General features: G+C 45.5%; 12 protein-coding genes and 3 pseudogenes. 12 read left to right on the top strand and 3 right to left on the bottom strand.

The features are described 5' to 3' along the window. Window positions 1-108: 108 nt before the first annotated feature. The gene (locus tag AB4249_RS21620) at window positions 109-852 is read right to left on the bottom strand and encodes a sporulation protein (RefSeq protein ID WP_372073746.1); all 744 of its coding nucleotides are present in this window, start codon (window positions 850-852) and stop codon (window positions 109-111) included. 181 nt (window positions 853-1,033) lie between these two features. On the opposite strand from AB4249_RS21620, the gene hutC reads away from it, so the two are divergent. The 6 genes from hutC (at window position 1,034) to AB4249_RS21590 (ending at window position 8,383) form a co-directional block, all read left to right on the top strand. Then, complete coding sequence (hutC, locus tag AB4249_RS21615; protein ID WP_017072048.1) at window positions 1,034-1,747, top strand: histidine utilization repressor; 714 nt, start codon at window positions 1,034-1,036, stop codon at window positions 1,745-1,747. A 113-nt stretch (window positions 1,748-1,860) separates the two neighbouring features. Continuing rightward, window positions 1,861-3,111, top strand: coding sequence for an imidazolonepropionase (gene hutI / locus AB4249_RS21610; protein ID WP_229647056.1), 1,251 nt, complete (start codon window positions 1,861-1,863; stop codon window positions 3,109-3,111). Then, entirely contained in the window at window positions 3,098-4,126 is a 1,029-nt protein-coding gene (gene hutG / locus AB4249_RS21605) for a formimidoylglutamase (protein ID WP_372104754.1), read from the top strand. The genes hutI and hutG overlap by 14 nt, the downstream gene beginning before the upstream one ends. Before the next feature lie 60 nt (window positions 4,127-4,186). Then, on the top strand, window positions 4,187-5,881 hold the full coding sequence (hutU, locus tag AB4249_RS21600; RefSeq protein WP_372104751.1) for a urocanate hydratase: 1,695 nt from the start codon (window positions 4,187-4,189) through the stop codon (window positions 5,879-5,881). A 14-nt stretch (window positions 5,882-5,895) separates the two neighbouring features. Beyond that, entirely contained in the window at window positions 5,896-7,428 is a 1,533-nt protein-coding gene (gene hutH / locus AB4249_RS21595) for a histidine ammonia-lyase (RefSeq protein ID WP_371724631.1), read from the top strand. Window positions 7,429-7,654: 226 nt separating this feature from the next. Continuing rightward, window positions 7,655-8,383 (top strand): DUF3581 domain-containing protein, encoded by a 729-nt coding sequence (locus AB4249_RS21590; protein WP_372104747.1) that lies wholly within the window; start codon window positions 7,655-7,657, stop codon window positions 8,381-8,383. Window positions 8,384-8,512: 129 nt separating this feature from the next. Here AB4249_RS21590 and AB4249_RS21585 read toward each other — a convergent pair whose 3' ends face one another. Both AB4249_RS21585 and AB4249_RS21580 read right to left on the bottom strand, forming a co-directional pair. Continuing rightward, window positions 8,513-8,974, bottom strand: coding sequence for an isoprenylcysteine carboxylmethyltransferase family protein (locus AB4249_RS21585; protein ID WP_017066183.1), 462 nt, complete (start codon window positions 8,972-8,974; stop codon window positions 8,513-8,515). A gap of 66 nt (window positions 8,975-9,040) precedes the next feature. Next, window positions 9,041-12,076 carry an FAD-binding and (Fe-S)-binding domain-containing protein gene (locus tag AB4249_RS21580; RefSeq protein WP_171733459.1) on the bottom strand — a complete coding sequence of 1,012 codons (3,036 nt, stop codon included), beginning with the start codon at window positions 12,074-12,076 and terminating at the stop codon, window positions 9,041-9,043. A gap of 222 nt (window positions 12,077-12,298) precedes the next feature. Here AB4249_RS21580 and AB4249_RS21575 point away from each other — a divergent pair, with 222 nt between their 5' ends. The 6 genes and pseudogenes from AB4249_RS21575 to AB4249_RS21550 all read left to right on the top strand — a co-directional run bounded on the left by AB4249_RS21575 (window position 12,299) and on the right by AB4249_RS21550 (window position 16,240). Next, entirely contained in the window at window positions 12,299-12,982 is a 684-nt protein-coding gene (locus AB4249_RS21575; protein ID WP_017059770.1) for a DUF3334 family protein, read from the top strand. A gap of 209 nt (window positions 12,983-13,191) precedes the next feature. Further along, window positions 13,192-13,881 carry a DUF2786 domain-containing protein gene (locus AB4249_RS21570; RefSeq protein WP_017059769.1) on the top strand — a complete coding sequence of 230 codons (690 nt, stop codon included), beginning with the start codon at window positions 13,192-13,194 and terminating at the stop codon, window positions 13,879-13,881. 99 nt (window positions 13,882-13,980) lie between these two features. After that, window positions 13,981-14,643, top strand: a pseudogene (locus AB4249_RS21565) (OmpA family protein). A gap of 157 nt (window positions 14,644-14,800) precedes the next feature. Continuing rightward, a pseudogene (locus tag AB4249_RS21560) lies at window positions 14,801-15,368 on the top strand (tetratricopeptide repeat protein); the annotation flags it as partial. An 80-nt stretch (window positions 15,369-15,448) separates the two neighbouring features. Further along, window positions 15,449-15,886 (top strand): annotated as a pseudogene (locus tag AB4249_RS21555) (hypothetical protein); the annotation flags it as partial. Window positions 15,887-16,051: 165 nt separating this feature from the next. Beyond that, complete coding sequence (locus AB4249_RS21550) at window positions 16,052-16,240, top strand: hypothetical protein (RefSeq protein ID WP_017059767.1); 189 nt, start codon at window positions 16,052-16,054, stop codon at window positions 16,238-16,240. Window positions 16,241-16,320: the final 80 nt, after the last annotated feature.

The raw sequence follows: 16,320 nt of genomic DNA, 5'->3' as shown, positions 1-16,320 counted from the left end.
GCTAATCCGCGATGAACCATTAAAAAAGCCGAACGGATAAGTTCGGCTATAGAAATCGTACTGTCTTGTCTCTATTAATAGAAAAAGCGACTACTAACAGAAAGGGAACTACGCACTCATGATTCTTGATACAGCGTTGCGAATGTCTGAGTCGGCCGCATTAGCAGGTAAGCTGAATGAGATGTATTGGTCGCCGCGGAAGCTCATTGAGCGGTCGATTTCTGCTAGGCAGTGAACCATTGAACCTTCAACGATGAATGACAGCTCGATCTCTTTATTATTCATGAAGCCGCCGCTGCGAAACTCAATCTCTTGGTAACAGCCCGAACGAGAAGCAAAGCTGTTGCCTTTTAAGAAGCCCTTCTCTACGTCTGCTTTCACCATTGCCATACCTGATGCTTCCACGCCTCGGATGATTTTAGCCACTGTTGGCAATGGGTGTACGGAGATAAAGTCACGGTCTTTAGGGTCAATCGCGAAGCCTATATCTAGGTTGGTTTCAACCCACACATGGCATTGGTTCATTTGTGCGTTCAACGCGGTGACTGGCGTTTCATCATTTAACTTAAGTCGGAATGGAACCAGTTTGGTTTCGCCCGGTTGGATAACGAAAGGCTCTACCGCTTGAATACGACCCAGTGAAAAGGTTTCGTAGCTGGTACTGTCTTCCGTTTCTACTTTTACTTCTGTGTTGAGAACCAAGTTAATCAAGTCGATTTGTTGCTCAACGTCGCCACCAACAATGTGAACATTGCCAGACAACTCTCCACCTTGGAAAACTTCAATATTATCTAAGACAGTATCAACCTTTGCTGCACCGATGCCCAACGAGGCCTTTAATTTCTTAAACATATTATTTCCCTTTCTAATCATCTGATTTACGAATAGTTATTACGTGACAATTTGCGACACTTGCCTCACAGAATCAAGCAATTTGCCCCATCTATGTTGAATAAGGTCACATTGCCCGAGGAAATGTTGAAATCGTGAAAAATTCCGTTACTCTATTTGTATAGTCAAATAAGGTTTCATTATGTCGAAAGCGCCGCTCTACCTTCAGATAAAACAGTTCATAGACGATAATATCAACAGTGGTCACTGGCCAGTGGGTTACCAGATAACCACAGAACTCGAACTCACAGAGCAGTTCAATGTGAGTCGAATGACGGTCAATAAAGCCATTCGAGATCTTGTGTCTGAAGGCAAACTCATCAGGAAGCCAAGGCTAGGTACTTTTGTTTGTGAACCAGACGAAAAAGCGCAATCTCCGCTGCTTGATATCAACAACATCGCACAAGAGATCAAAGACCGAGGTCAAACGTATGCTAGCCAGGTTATCAAGCACAAGAGCATCAAGGCAGATGAAAGCACCGCGACACGGTTAGGTGTGATGATCAATGCCGAAGTATTCTATAGTGAAATCATCCACTTTGCTGACAACACACCGATTCAATTGGAAGCGCGCTGGGTGAACTCGCAAGCCGCACCAAAATACCTAGAGCAAGACTTTTCAACCTCTACACCCAATGAATACCTTTCAAAAAGCTGCCCGTTGAGTGCAATCGAGCACACGGTTGAAGCCATTATTCCTGACTCTCAAATCAGAACGTCACTAAAGCTATCTGAATCAGAACCTTGCCTACTTTTGAATAGAAGAACATGGAGTAAAGAGCGCCTCATCAGCTTTGCATTGCTCTACCATCCTGGTTCTAAGTACAAATTAAGCTCCAAGATACTTCTAAATTAAAGAACATCATCCTGATCGCCGATCACATTTTTGCAACATCGACTTGATTCGGGTCAGCGTTTAGCCTATTTATTTGTATATACATTTAATGTTTAGCAAAGATCTAGGTGATTATGAATTTGATCCTCAAAAATGCACGAGTGGTCTCCATGAGCTCGGGAGTCGACGGTTATCAGCCCTCTTCCCCTCAAGATATCGTTATCGAAAGCGGTAAAATCGTGTCCATCTCTTGTTCAAACCAAGGCGCACTTGCTTCTGAGTTAGAACAAGTACGTGTTGATGGTTCTTTGGATTACGTCACCTATGACTGCAAGAACAAGCTAGTGACACCCGGATTAATTGATTGCCACACTCACCTCGTATTTGCGGGTAATCGTGCCAATGAATTTGAGCAGCGTTTGAATGGTGTGTCTTACACCGACATCGCCAAGCAAGGCGGCGGCATTCTAGCGACAGTCACTGCAACACGCGCAGCGCAAGAGTCTGAGCTGGTTGAAATGGCATTACCGAGACTTGATGGCCTACTAAGAAGTGGCGTAACCAGCATCGAAGTAAAATCTGGCTATGGTTTAACACTTGATGATGAACTCAAAATGTTACGCGCAGCCAAAGCTTTAGAGAATCATCGCCGAATTAAGATCACCACTACTCTCCTTGCAGCGCATGCTGTGCCACCCGAATACAAAGAGCAACCGGACAGCTATATCGATCTGGTTTGCCAAGAGATCATTCCTAAAGCTGCAGAGCAAGGGCTCGCCGATGCCGTTGACGTGTTTTGCGAATCTATCGGCTTCAACCTAGAACAAACCGAACGTGTATTTGCAGCAGCCAAAGCACATGGCCTCGCGATTAAAGGCCACACTGAACAACTTTCGAATATGGGTGGCAGCGCGCTTGCAGCTAAATACGGCGCACTCTCTGTTGACCATGTTGAATACCTTGATGAAACCGGAGTAAAAGCACTGGCAGAATCAGGCACAGTTGCCACCTTGCTACCCGGTGCTTTCTACTTCCTGAAAGAGACTCAACAGCCACCTATTGCTTTACTTCGTGAACACAAAATCCCAATGGCGATCGCGACCGACCTAAACCCCGGCACATCTCCCTTTGCAGACTTAACGCTGATGATGAACATGAGCTGCACCCTGTTTGGTACGACGCCTGAAGAAGCGCTACGCGGTGTAACTTGTAACGCGGCGGCTGCCATTGGTAAGTCACAAACCAAAGGCAAAGTCGAAATCGGTTATGCCGCAGATTTGGCTATCTGGAACATCGACCACCCTGCAGATCTAAGCTATCAAGTCGGTGTTCCTCACCTGCATAAACGCATTGTTAATGGCGAGGTGTGTCATGACTCAATCTAAATCCAACGGTATCCAAGAGAACGCAACAACCGTGCATAACTTTGTGTGGACCGGACGTAATGATCTTGAAGATGGCGCACTCGGTACTCGCGTTCATCACATTACCAAGCAAGTGCAAAGTAGTGAGTTAAGTGACAAGCTGACTGACGGTGATATCGCCTTGGTAGGCTTTGCCAGCGATGCCGGTGTTGCAAGAAATAAAGGACGCGTGGGCGCGAAACAAGCACCTAACTTGATACGCCAAGCGTTGGCGAATATGGCTTGGCACAGTGACGCACACATCGCCGATCTTGGTGATATCGAGTGCAATGATGGTCAATTAGAAGTCAGCCAAAAACAGTGTGCTTCTGTGATTGCCAATGCCTTAGCAACCAACAAAGTGATTACCCTTGGCGGTGGTCACGAGGTGGCTTGGGCAACGTTCCAAGGTCTAGCTGAGCATCTTCACAGAACTCAATCAGATCACAAACCTAAGATAGGTATCGTTAACTTTGATGCTCACTTTGATCTTCGTGAATTTGAAAGCGACATCGCTGACGTCAAACCAAGCTCAGGCACACCCTTTAATCAGATTAGCGAATACTGCCACACACATCAGTGGCCATTTCATTACGCGTGTCTTGGTGTGAGTGCCGCCAGCAATACCAAAGCACTTTTCAACAAAGCCGACCGACTTGGTGTGTGGTACGAACATGATCGCGATATCACCCAAGTAAACCAAATTGCTCAACTGGTTAATTTGCAAAAATTCATCGCTGAGTGTGATTATCTCTATCTCACCATTGATCTCGATGTTTTCCCCGCAGCTACTGCGCCGGGCGTAAGTGCACCAGCGGCAAGAGGCGTGAGCTATGAAGCGCTTGCTCCTTTTCTAGAACAGATTTTCCAACACAGTGAAAAACTCATTATCGCGGACATAGCGGAATACAACCCAGACTACGACGTCGATGGCCAAACGGCTCGATTAGCGGCTCGTTTATGTTGGGATATTGCCAGTGCAATGGCCAGCGACTAATCCAGCTATACCGATAACTACAACTACAACGATATAACGTGAAACAGAAGGAATTCCAAAATGACGGAACACCACAACAGTGACCCTCGTCTCGACACGACTCGCGAAATTCGCGCACCTCACGGCACCACTTTGCGCGCTAAATCTTGGTTAACAGAAGCACCACTGCGTATGCTGATGAACAACCTAGACCCTGATGTGGCAGAACACCCACATGCACTGGTTGTGTATGGCGGTATTGGTCGCGCGGCACGTGATTGGAAATGTTATGACAAAATTGTTGAAGTATTAGAGCGTTTAGAGGACGACCAAACGTTACTTGTTCAATCCGGTAAACCTGTGGGCGTGTTCCCGACTCATAAAAACGCACCTCGCGTACTGATCGCTAACTCGAACCTTGTTCCACACTGGGCGAACTGGGAACACTTCAACGAGCTCGATAAAGAAGGCTTGATGATGTACGGCCAAATGACCGCGGGCAGCTGGATCTACATTGGTTCACAAGGCATCGTTCAAGGTACTTACGAAACCTTTGTCGCTATCGCGAAGAAGCACTTCCAAGGTGAAGCAAACGGCAAGTGGGTTCTAACGGGCGGTCTTGGTGGAATGGGCGGCGCTCAACCTCTTGCTGCAACGATGGCTGGCTTCTCAATGATCGCAGTGGAGTGTGATGAATCACGAATCGACTACCGCTTGCGTACTGGCTATGTAGACAAAAAAGCCACCAGCTTAGATGAAGCGATGGCAATGATTAAAGAGTCAGACACGCCAATCTCTGTTGGCTTATTAGGTAACGCCGCAGACGTCTTCCCAGAGTTAGTTGAACGCAATATCACACCTGATGTGGTGACTGACCAAACCTCTGCCCACGATCCTCTTAACGGCTACTTGCCGCAAGATTGGACGATGGAGAAAGCCGCACAAGAGCGCTCCATTGATGAAGCAAAAGTGGTGAAAGCCGCTAAGCAATCTATGGCGATTCAAGTACAAGCGATGTTAGACCTGCAATACCGCGGCGCAGCGACCGTGGATTACGGTAATAACATTCGCCAAATGGCACTGGAAGAAGGCGTAGAAAACGCGTTTGATTTCCCAGGTTTCGTTCCGGCTTATATTCGACCTTTATTCTGCGAAGGTATTGGTCCTTTCCGTTGGGCGGCACTATCTGGTGACCCAGAAGACATCTACAAAACAGACCAAAAAGTAAAAGAACTGATTCCAGACAACCCACATCTACATAACTGGCTAGATATGGCGCGTGAACGCATTCAGTTCCAAGGCCTGCCAGCGCGTATTTGTTGGGTTGGCTTGAAAGATCGTGAACGCTTAGGCCAAGCATTCAATGAAATGGTGAAAAATGGCGAACTGAAAGCACCAGTTGTTATCGGTCGTGACCACCTAGATTCAGGTTCAGTAGCAAGCCCGAACCGCGAAACAGAAGGCATGATGGATGGATCAGATGCCGTATCAGATTGGCCTCTATTGAATGCCCTTCTGAACACAGCGGGCGGCGCAACTTGGGTTTCTTTGCACCACGGTGGTGGCGTTGGTATGGGCTTCTCGCAACACTCAGGCATGGTGATTTGTTGTGACGGCAGTGAAGATGCATCACAGCGTATTGCTCGCGTACTTCACAATGACCCAGCAACCGGCGTTATGCGTCATGCTGATGCAGGTTACGATATTGCCAAGCAATGTGCCAAAGAGCAGAAGCTTGATTTACCTATGCTAAACGAAGAACTTCGTCGCCTTTAATGTCTGGAGAGAACATGTTGAACTTATTACTTAAGCCAGGACTTCTTGGCCTATCTGAACTTCGAAAAATCAGCCGTAGCCCTGTGAACTTATCACTCGATCCTGCAGCAATCCCGGATATCGAAGCGAGCATGCAAGTTGTCGAACAAGTGATTGCTGAAGACCGCACTGTGTATGGCATCAACACGGGTTTTGGCTTATTAGCAAACACCAAGATTGCGCCTGAAGATCTCGAAGTTCTACAGAAAAGTATCGTACTTTCTCACGCTGCGGGCATTGGCAAGTTCATGTCTGATGAAACCGTACGCTTGATGATGGTATTGAAGATTAACAGCTTGTCTCGCGGTTACTCTGGTATCCGCCTCAAAGTGATTAACGCTCTTATCGATCTTGTGAACGCGCAGGTTTACCCGTGTGTTCCACAAAAAGGATCAGTAGGCGCATCTGGAGATCTTGCTCCCCTCGCCCACATGAGTACCGTTCTGCTAGGTGAAGGCCAAGCACGCCACAACGGCAAGATCATCACTGGCTTAGAAGCAATGCAGATCGCAGGTCTTGAACCAATCACACTTGCGCCGAAAGAAGGCTTAGCGCTGTTAAACGGCACACAAGCATCGACTGCCTTTGCATTAGAAGGTCTGTTCGCAGCGGAAGACTTGTTTGCGTCTGCAACCGTATGTGGTGCAATGTCTGTTGAAGCTGCACTGGGTAGTCGTCGTCCGTTTGACCCTCGTATACACCGCGTTCGTGGTCATCGTGGCCAAATGGATGCAGCACTTGCTTACCGCCATATGCTTGATCAAAAGAGTGAAATTGGCGAATCACACACTTGTTGTGAAAAGGTTCAAGACCCTTACTCGCTGCGTTGCCAACCTCAAGTGATGGGTGCGTGTTTACAGCAAATTCGTAATTCTGCAGAAACCTTAAACATTGAAGCAAATGCCGTATCTGACAACCCGCTTGTTTTCGCTGACGATGGCGACATCATTTCTGGTGGTAACTTCCACGCAGAACCCGTTGCAATGGCTGCGGATAACCTTGCATTAGCAATCGCAGAGATCGGTAGCTTGTCAGAGCGTAGAATGGCGTTGTTGATTGATAGTGCGCTAAGCAAACTTCCACCTTTCTTGGTCGATAACGGCGGCGTGAACTCGGGCTTTATGATTGCTCAAGTAACGTCTGCAGCACTCGCTAGTGAGAACAAAACCTTGGCTCATCCGGCGTCAATAGACAGCCTGCCTACTTCTGCAAACCAAGAAGACCACGTCTCAATGGCTACCTTTGCAGCTCGTAGGCTTAGATACATGGCTGAAAACACCCGTGGGATATTGGCAGTAGAATATTTAGCAGCGGCACAAGGGCTAGACTTCCGAGCTCCGAATCTATCTTCTCCTCGTGTGGAAGAAGCGAAACAGATTCTGCGTGAAAAAGTCAGCTTCTACGACAAAGACAGATATTTTGCACCGGATATTGAACAAGCTAACCTGTTGCTCAAATTGTCCGTTCATAATCACCTAATGCCAGAAGGCACTTTGTGTAGCTTTTAAAGCAAAAACATTCTGAACAACACCCATTAGAGTGTCATATAAACAAGGGCTATTAATTAGCCCTTGTTGCATTGAGCCAGTCACCATATCCGCTGTAAAACTGCCACATACCATCCAACGTATTTATCTAATTGACTGATATATAAGCAAAGTTAACTGGATAGACCATTAGATCGAAGTTAGTTAGCTATAATCCACCCCAGATTTGATGACTAATAGCGATACTATGTTTCTGACACCTTACTTTTCTACTGAAGACAATCAATTTCAATTCACTCGTGAACAAGCTAGCCACTTTGCTAAAAAAGTAGCTGGCGATTTCAACCCGATTCACGATGAAGACAACAAGCGCTTCTGTGTACCTGGCGATCTTTTATTTGCAGTACTTCTGCAAAAAGAAGGCATCAGCCAAAAAATGCGTTTTGATTTTTCAGGTATGGTTGGTAACGGTATTGCGTTAAGCGTTGACAACAAGTGTGAAAAAGAGAGCTCACTTATCGATGCAAATGGTAAAGAGTACCTACACATGTCTTGTGAAGGTGAGAAGAGCCATGATCAAGCATTCATCGAGCACGTAGTAACAAACTACGTTAAGTTCTCTGGCATGAACTTCCCACACATCATGGTTCCTCTTATGGAAGAACAACAAATGATGATCAACTGCCAACGTCCTCTAGTGATTTACGAGAGCATGGAAGTTGAATTTACTCGCCTAGACCTGTCTCACCCAGAAGTTGAATTCTCTGGCGCGACTTTTGATGTTGAAGGAAAACGTGGCATCGTGACCCTGAACTTCGATTTCAAAGAAGACGGCGAAGTAGTAGGTAAAGGCGTGAAGCGTATGGTAGCAAGTGGCCTTAAGCCATACGACCAAGCTTCTGTAGACGACCTAGTAAACCGCTTCAACGAACGCAAAGAGATGTTTCTAGCTCAGTTCACAGCCGCTGCTGCTTAATCAGCATCCTTATTTACACATCTCGATGTAAATAAGCTCTAGAATAAGATCAATAAAGCCCAGCTTGATATCCTCAAGCTGGGCTTTTTTAGTACGTTCTCTGACTACACGAAGACACTCAAGTCAAAACTAAATCCAGCGTCTAACCTTTTGTTTGTAATCAACATATTCTGCGCCGAATAATTGTTCTAGTGCTCGCTCTTCGGGTTTGATTTGGAAGTAATTCATGTAGATTACGAAGCCAAAGCTAAGTAGTACACTGAAGATATTCTGGAAGAAGTAGCCAAAGCAAAATAGCAGGATGAACAACCCTAAGTACATTGGGTTTCGCGTGTAGCCAAAAATTCCACTGTCCACGACGGCTGAAGCGGTTTCTACTTTGATCGGGTTAACGGTGGTTTTCTGTTTTCGAAATTCCAATATACCGGATATTCCGATCACACCACTCAATGTGACTCCGATTCCTAACACAATCATTCCATAAGGCAATGCCAGTGTCCCTTGGCTCAACTGTTGAGCGCAGAAGTATGATGCTACGAATACAATAATGAACAGTGCAACTGGTGGTACTTTTAATTCTAGAAATTTCATACTTTTCCTTATTAACATTCCTTTGTTAGTTTAGAAAAAAGCCCAGCAATTGCTGGGCTAAATGTATTAGAGAATTTTTGCTAGCGCCTGTAATGGGTGAGCAAGCTTCTCACCTTCAAAACGCTTCACTTGGCTGCGGCAAGAATAGCCCGTCACCAAGCAACGATCTTTTGGTAAGTCCTGCATTTGAGGCTTCCAGCTTAAACCATATATGTCTTTCGACATTTGTAGCTTATCGACTTCGTGGCCGAAAGTTCCCGCCATACCACAACAGCCGACAGGAACGCTGGTTAACGCCGCCCCAAAGTGTTTGAAGATAGTACCCCACTCTTTTTCAGCGTTCGGCATTTTGGTTTTCTCAGTACAGTGAGCAAACAAGTACCACATATCTTCACTTGCTGAGCGTGCTTCGAACTCACCTAGCGATGGCATTAACCATTCATGCACAGTAAGTACATCAAAGTCGCCGCGCTTGTCACCTAAGATCTCGACGTATTCATCGCGGTAACAAAGCACAAGAGCAGGATCAACACCGACCAAAGGAATTCCGATATCCGCCACCATCGACAAGAAATCCGAAGTCGATTTCGCCTCACGTGCAAAACGATTTAAGAAGCCCTTGATGTGCAACGCTTTACCATTCGGTTTGAACGGCAGCAGTACCGGAGTTTTGCCAAGTTTTTGAGCCAGAGTGACGAAGTCTTCAATCACCTCGGCATCATAGAAGCTGGTAAACGGGTCTTGAACGATCAGCACATGCTGTTTCTTCTGTTCAGAAGACAAGCCTTCTAAATACTGTAAATCGAAGAGTTGCAGCTCTTTACTCGCTAGACGATTTTTGAGCGTAGGCACCGACATCAATGGTGCATCAACATAACCGACCGTTTTAGCTGTTGCCGTTTGGATCCATTTTTGACCCAATGCAGCGTTGACTACTTTTGGCGCTTTCGCCATCAGCGGCAGCATGGTTTCAATGTTGGCAACTAGATAATCTTTTGCAGGGCGCTGGTAACGCGAGTAGTAGATGTTCAAGAATCGAGAACGGAAACTTGGTACATCGACTTTGATCGGACATTGACTCGCACACGCTTTACACGCCAAACAACCGTTCATCGCCTCATGAACTTCATGCGAGAAATCGTACTCATGGCGTTTGTTCATCGTATTGCGAACACGCTCAATCATAGTCTTAACGGGTGTGTTGTCTTTCAACGCTTCTTGCTCAAGGTCGAGAATATCAACGCCTTGTTCAGTCAGTTGACGCAACCACTCTCTTACCAAGCCTGCGCGGCCTTTGGGTGAGTGACGTCGGTCAGCCGTAACTTTCATTGAAGGACACATTGGCGAGCTAGTATCGTAGTTGAAACACAAGCCGTTACCGTTACATTCCATTGCTTGCTTGAAGCTGTCACGAACTTGTACGTCGATCTGACGGTCGTAGAAACCACGCTTGGTATCGGTGACTTTCACCAATTCAGCGTCACTTTCTAAAGGCGTACAGATCTTGCCTGGGTTCATCTTGTTGTGCGGGTCGAATGCTGCTTTAATACGTCTTAATTCGGTAAACAGCTCTTCACCAAAGAAGTCTGGGCCATACTCAGAACGGAAACCTTTACCGTGCTCGCCCCACATTAAACCGCCGTATTTCGCCACCAGCTTAACCACTTCATCAGAGACTTCATGCATCAATGCTTCTTGCATCGGGTCACACAGATCCAATGCTGGACGAACGTGTAATACGCCCGCGTCAACGTGACCAAACATGCCGTAATTCAACTCTTTTGAATCGAGTAACACTCTAAATTCAGAGATGAAATCCGCGAGGTTTTCTGGTGGTACACAAGTATCTTCAGCAAAAGCGACTGGCTTAGCTCGGCCTTTCGCCGCACCTAACAGACCCACTGCTTTCTTACGCATGTTGTAGATTCGGCCAATGCTCGCCAAATCGCTACAAACTTGAAAACCAATCACGCCGGCTTCTTCGCTTTCAACCATGGTTTCAAGGCGTGCAGTCAGCGCTTGAACTTGCTGTTCAACTTCCGCTTCATCTTGGCCTGCAAACTCAACCATGTTGATGCCAAGCATCTCTTTGTTCGGAACATCAGTCAGCAAATCGCTCACGGTGTGCCAAACGATGTCTTGCTTCGCTAGGTTCAATACTCTTGAATCTACCGTTTCAACAGACAGTGCTTTCGCTTCCACCATGAACGGCGCATTACGCAGCGCAGAATCAAACGTGTTGTATTTCACGTTAACCAGTGTGCGCGCTTTTGGAATCTTGGTTAGGTTTAACTTTGCTTCCGTGATGAATGCTAAAGAACCTTCAGCGCCACATAGAACGCGAGTTAGGTCAAAGCTGTCATCTTGTTCGTTGATTGCATTCTTTAGGTCATAGCCTGTTAAGAAGCGATTCAGCGGAGGGAATTTATCTAAGATTTGAGCGCGTTTGTCTCGACAAACCGCCTCTGTCACCGTAAGTGCATGGTGAGCGAATTCACCCTCTACAGGTAAGCCGTGTGATAAATCAGATTCTAGACATGAACCATCTGCGAACACCGCTTGCAGCGACAATACATGGTCAGACGTTTTGCCGTACTTCAATGACCCTTGGCCCGAAGCATCGGTATTGATCATGCCACCCAAGGTTGCTCGGTTACTGGTAGAAAGGTCTGGAGAGAAAAAGTAACCATAAGGGCGAACAGCGTCGTTCAATTGATCTTTAACGACACCAGACTGAACTCTTACCCAGCCCTCTTTCTCGTTAATCTCAAGAACCTTATTCATGTATCGCGACAGGTCAACCACGACACCTTTTGTTAAAGATTGTCCGTTGGTTCCGGTACCGCCGCCACGAGGGGAAAAAGTCACGCGTTCGTAAGCGGATTTAGAAACCACTTTACCGATAAGCACAACGTCTTGCGTTGTTTTAGGAAGGATGACCGCCTGCGGCAATTGCTGATAGACACTATTATCAGTCGCCACAGCCAAACGGCTAGAATATTGAGATTCAATGTCGCCAGTAAAGCCCGCTGTTTTTAGTTCATCTAAAAAGCGTACGACAACTGGATCGACATCAGCATTGAGTTGAAGTCTTGGTAACATTTGCTTCCTGCCCCTACTTCGCTGATCCTATCAGCATTGGGTTATCTGAGATTTATAATAATTTTCTTTGAATTTCGTCACTTTACTACTATTAAGATCATATAAAAAGGTGATCAAATCAGAATCTCAGTGCAAGAATGGAGAAATAGTCACTTTCGTCTTAATTCAGTAACAATATACTGAATAACATTTTGTTTAAGACATCTCCACGAGCACATCACAATGAAAAAAAACAAAACAGTCACAACTGAAGATATCCTTCTTAAACTATGCCAATCAGTCTCAAGCGTACTGACTTCAGCGACGGCTTCTCAGGTGTCCTATTCAGCCATGGTTCAAAAGATCAACAAGACAAGCCTAAAGCCAGATTTTGGTTGCTTCGTTCTGTTTGACGGCGGCTTTTCTGGTCTCGTTGTTATTAATTTTACGTCCAAAGCAGCGCTAGAGATCTACACCAATTACATGCGCAATATGGGCATGCCTGAAAACGAGCTTGCTGTGCTTCATACTTCAGACGAAGTGGGTGATGTATTGGGTGAGTTGATGAACCAATTAGTTGGCGATTTCACCAATAAAATCCGCAAAGAGCTGCAAACCAACATCACACAAAACCAACCGAAAATGCTGGCTCTGAACAAGCAAGTTAACCTTTCTGTTGATACCAATCTCGACCGTCCACAAGCTCGTCGTGTGACCTTCTCTACCGCTAATAACAACATCTTCTACCTTGAGCTTGCGATGGATAAGACTGAGTTCATTCAATTAGAAGAATTTGAAATCGCAGAAGACGAATGTCCAGATAGCATTCTTGAGGCGACTCAGAAAAAAATGCAAGAAGCGAACAAGCCAGCTCAAAGCTCTGGCAATGATTCTGCGGCAGATCTACTCGATGAACTGGGTATCTAGTTTACGAATGCTCTAGACATATTGAAAAAACTTGTCACTAACGCCATCAATACGCTTGATGGCGTTTTTGTTTTTACCGCCAACTGGGCTCATGCAGTTCAATGTTCACCGCCTTCCTTGTTCATCAAACCAGTTTTGCCTTTCTGTTACCCGCGAAAACATGTAAAATGTTGGACTTTTAAAAATTTGCGGTACTGATTAAATTGTCGATGGATAAGAAAAAAGCCCTAAAGAAAATTGCCAAGTGTCTTGAGCTTGGAAATTCTGCGAACGTCAATGAAGCTGCCAATGCGATAAAAATGGCGCATAACTTGATGCTGAAATATGGTCTCGAAAAAGACGATATTGAATTTATCAAGATGGGGAAAACTCAGTCCAGTCACCTGTTACCTGCAAATATCAGTTCTACACTGCTGCGTGTTATTCGCGGTATCAACACCAAATTTGGCGTAGAAGCCGTATTGCTGAATCATAAAGGCCTCAAGCGTGTTGAGTTCATTGGTGAAGCCGACCGCGCGATCTTCGCAGCGTTCGCTTTCGATATCATTTATCGTGAACTGAATGAACACACCGGCCAATTCAGAAATAGCTTTGCTGGCTCTGGCACAGGGTCCTTAGAAGTGACACGCCGCGTGAACTCGTTTGTTTCAGGCTGGGTTGAAGGTGCGCTTGAAAAGCTACCAACTATTACCCCAGACGACGAATCAAACAACAAGATCAATAACTACATTGATAAAGAATTCAAAAATATCGACCGTGAAACGTTCAAGCAGCAACTGAGAGAAGCGATGAAAAACCTCACCGCCGATTATGAAGTTGGTTTGAAGAAAGGTCGTAAATTGTCTGTTAATCGACCAGTTGGCGGTACCCAGGCAGCTAAAAAGATAACTAAATCATAGAGCCACTTTACATTGCTTCGACGTATTGATAAAAACCATCAATAAGATTTACAGGACTATGTTTGTCACTCGGATTCATTCGTTTGACAGAAGTACATGATGGAGAAATACGTTAAAAAAATCACACTAGCCCTAGCGCTTACTATCGCTTTAACGGGTTGTCAGGCAACTCAACGCAAAACGCGACAACTGGCGAATCTGAGGCTAACTCTGCAACTCAAGGCGCTCTAATTGGTGCACTCGCTGGTGCCGTTGCTGGTGCTGCAACTGGTGACTCTAAAGACCGTGGTAAACGTGCACTTATTGGTGCTGCCGGTGGCGCCGCTGTTGGTGGTATTGGTTACTACTTTGACCGACAAGAAGCTGCCCTTCGTGAAGAGCTAATGAATTCAGGCGTTCAAGTTGAACGTGTCGGTGAGAACCAACTTCTACTTCGCCTAGAAAACGGCATCGGTTTTGATTCTGGCTCTTACGCTTTGGAATCAAGCATTCACAATACCCTTCGCGGCGTTGCTCGCATCCTAGTTGAATACCCAGACACTAGCCTAGTGATTGAAGGTCACTGACAGCGAATCGACGAACCAAATCCTTTCTGAGCGTCGAGCTGAATCTGTTCGTGCATTCTTGATCTCTCAAGACGTTGCTGCAGGTCGTGCTATTGCTCGTGGTAACGGTGAGCGCTACCCTCTATGTGACAATAACACCTCTCAAGGTCGTGCTTGTAACCGTCGCGTAGAGATTCAAATCTTGCCGCTTAAGTAGCACGATTAAAGCCCAGTCCATCTTTATCTATTGAATTAACCTCTATATAGTTGTTTATCAGTTATGTTACTCATTTAACGTGATAATAATAATCAACGACCATAAAGCGTATTCATACTGACATATCGATTCTGGGCTTTTTTACGAGACTTATCTTTTGCTGATCCTATCCAACATTCTGTCATCATCATTTCTTAGAACACTATTTCTAGCCCTCATCTTTTCCACGATTCAACTGTCCACCACACATTTCGTGCACGCAGCAAGCAGTGATGAATTTTCACTAGAATCACAACCTCAAGATCCAGTTTCTCAATACCAATTGGCTCAAGCTTATGAATCGGGTGTCGACGTTCCTGTTAGCACCAGTGATGCATTGTATTGGTACACGCAGTCAGCAGAAAACGGCAACCCAAACGCGCAATTTAGACTGGGTGAATGGTACTTGGCAGGTACAGGTGTTGAACAAAGTAACAAGCTTGCTTTGGAATGGTTTATTAAAGCGGCGTTGCAAGGTAACCAGCGCGCACCTATCGAGGTAGCAAAACTCTACGAATCCTCGCTAGAACAAGACCTCCTTCAACCATTAGATAAAGCGCAGCTATGGTATGAAGCAGCCTTAAAAGATAATCCACAAGCAGAAGAGGGCTACAACCGCATTTTGGAAGCACAATTCAACCAGCAACGTGCAAAACAGATCTCTTCAATAGAACAGCTCGATGACAGCATCGACTCTGAAATAGACACCAGTCAGGGGGTATCTAAGCACGTTCAATCTAACCAAGCATCACGCTCTAACCTCTCCAGTTCTAACCTAACTAGCTCTGACTATATGATTGGTGCTGCGTTGGCCGTGTTGATTTCAATCATCAGCATTATTGCGACGCTCGTTATCTCAAGAAAAAGACAAGCTCTAAAGTCGGGTGATTCGCGACAGCAACAACAATCACTTGAAGCGCAGCTTAGCTCGAAGGACCTTACGATTAAGCAGCAAAAACGCCAGCTGAACACTATGTTCCACGAATTGAAGAAGCAGAAAAACAGCAAAGGTCTGAGTAATTTGCAGGTGGCCTGCGCGCTATTTGGCTACACACCTAGCTCAATCCCCGACCAGAAAAGCATCAAGATCCGATACAAACAGCTATCAAAGATCTACCATCCAGATGGTCACGGATGTGACGAAGAAATGAAACGTTTGAACAATGCGCTAAAAACCATTTTACAAAATGTTACAAAACCGTAAACAAACACACATCTTCATTTTCCTAGATCTCAAAGATATCGATTTTATTGGTGTTGCAATCGATCCCCCTCTCAAAAACGGGTAACAAACTATTAACTAATGGGTCTTACTTGTGTCATAATTTGCGCCGAAAATACACCTGACTTAAACAGGTGAGGAGAGAATATGTTCACAATAGAAGGCGTTTGTGATTGGTGCAAAAAGCCAAGCCTAGTTAAAAAGCACGACTACCTAGATGGTAAGTGTCATCATGCATGTAACGAGTGCAATGATATTGCAACCATTGATGTTCGCCAGTTCAATATTGGTGAAATGGAAATGAGAGCAAAACTCTCCCAAGCGACATTGAGATAAGCAACACCGTGAAATATAAGAAAGCGCCTAAGGCGCTTTTTTTGTGCCTGTGGTTTTAGATCTTCTTTCTTCTTTCTTCT

The sequence above is a fragment of the Vibrio sp. 10N.261.55.F4 genome (genome assembly GCF_041470465.1).
Taxonomy (GTDB): domain Bacteria; phylum Pseudomonadota; class Gammaproteobacteria; order Enterobacterales; family Vibrionaceae; genus Vibrio; species Vibrio crassostreae_C.
The sequence above is the reverse complement of the archived record's forward strand: the minus strand, read 5'-3'. Positions and strand labels throughout refer to the sequence as shown.

Coding starts and splice junctions, on each gene's coding strand:
- hutH (WP_371724631.1), top strand. CDS start 5,896: ATGTTGAACTTATTACTTAAGCCAGGACTTCTTGGCCTATCTGAACTT.
- hutG (WP_372104754.1), top strand. CDS start 3,098: ATGACTCAATCTAAATCCAACGGTATCCAAGAGAACGCAACAACCGTG.
- hutC (WP_017072048.1), top strand. CDS start 1,034: ATGTCGAAAGCGCCGCTCTACCTTCAGATAAAACAGTTCATAGACGAT.
- hutU (WP_372104751.1), top strand. CDS start 4,187: ATGACGGAACACCACAACAGTGACCCTCGTCTCGACACGACTCGCGAA.
- AB4249_RS21620 (WP_372073746.1), bottom strand. CDS start 852: ATGTTTAAGAAATTAAAGGCCTCGTTGGGCATCGGTGCAGCAAAGGTT.
- AB4249_RS21580 (WP_171733459.1), bottom strand. CDS start 12,076: ATGTTACCAAGACTTCAACTCAATGCTGATGTCGATCCAGTTGTCGTA.
- AB4249_RS21570 (WP_017059769.1), top strand. CDS start 13,192: ATGGATAAGAAAAAAGCCCTAAAGAAAATTGCCAAGTGTCTTGAGCTT.
- AB4249_RS21575 (WP_017059770.1), top strand. CDS start 12,299: ATGAAAAAAAACAAAACAGTCACAACTGAAGATATCCTTCTTAAACTA.
- hutI (WP_229647056.1), top strand. CDS start 1,861: ATGAATTTGATCCTCAAAAATGCACGAGTGGTCTCCATGAGCTCGGGA.
- AB4249_RS21550 (WP_017059767.1), top strand. CDS start 16,052: ATGTTCACAATAGAAGGCGTTTGTGATTGGTGCAAAAAGCCAAGCCTA.
- AB4249_RS21585 (WP_017066183.1), bottom strand. CDS start 8,974: ATGAAATTTCTAGAATTAAAAGTACCACCAGTTGCACTGTTCATTATT.
- AB4249_RS21590 (WP_372104747.1), top strand. CDS start 7,655: ATGTTTCTGACACCTTACTTTTCTACTGAAGACAATCAATTTCAATTC.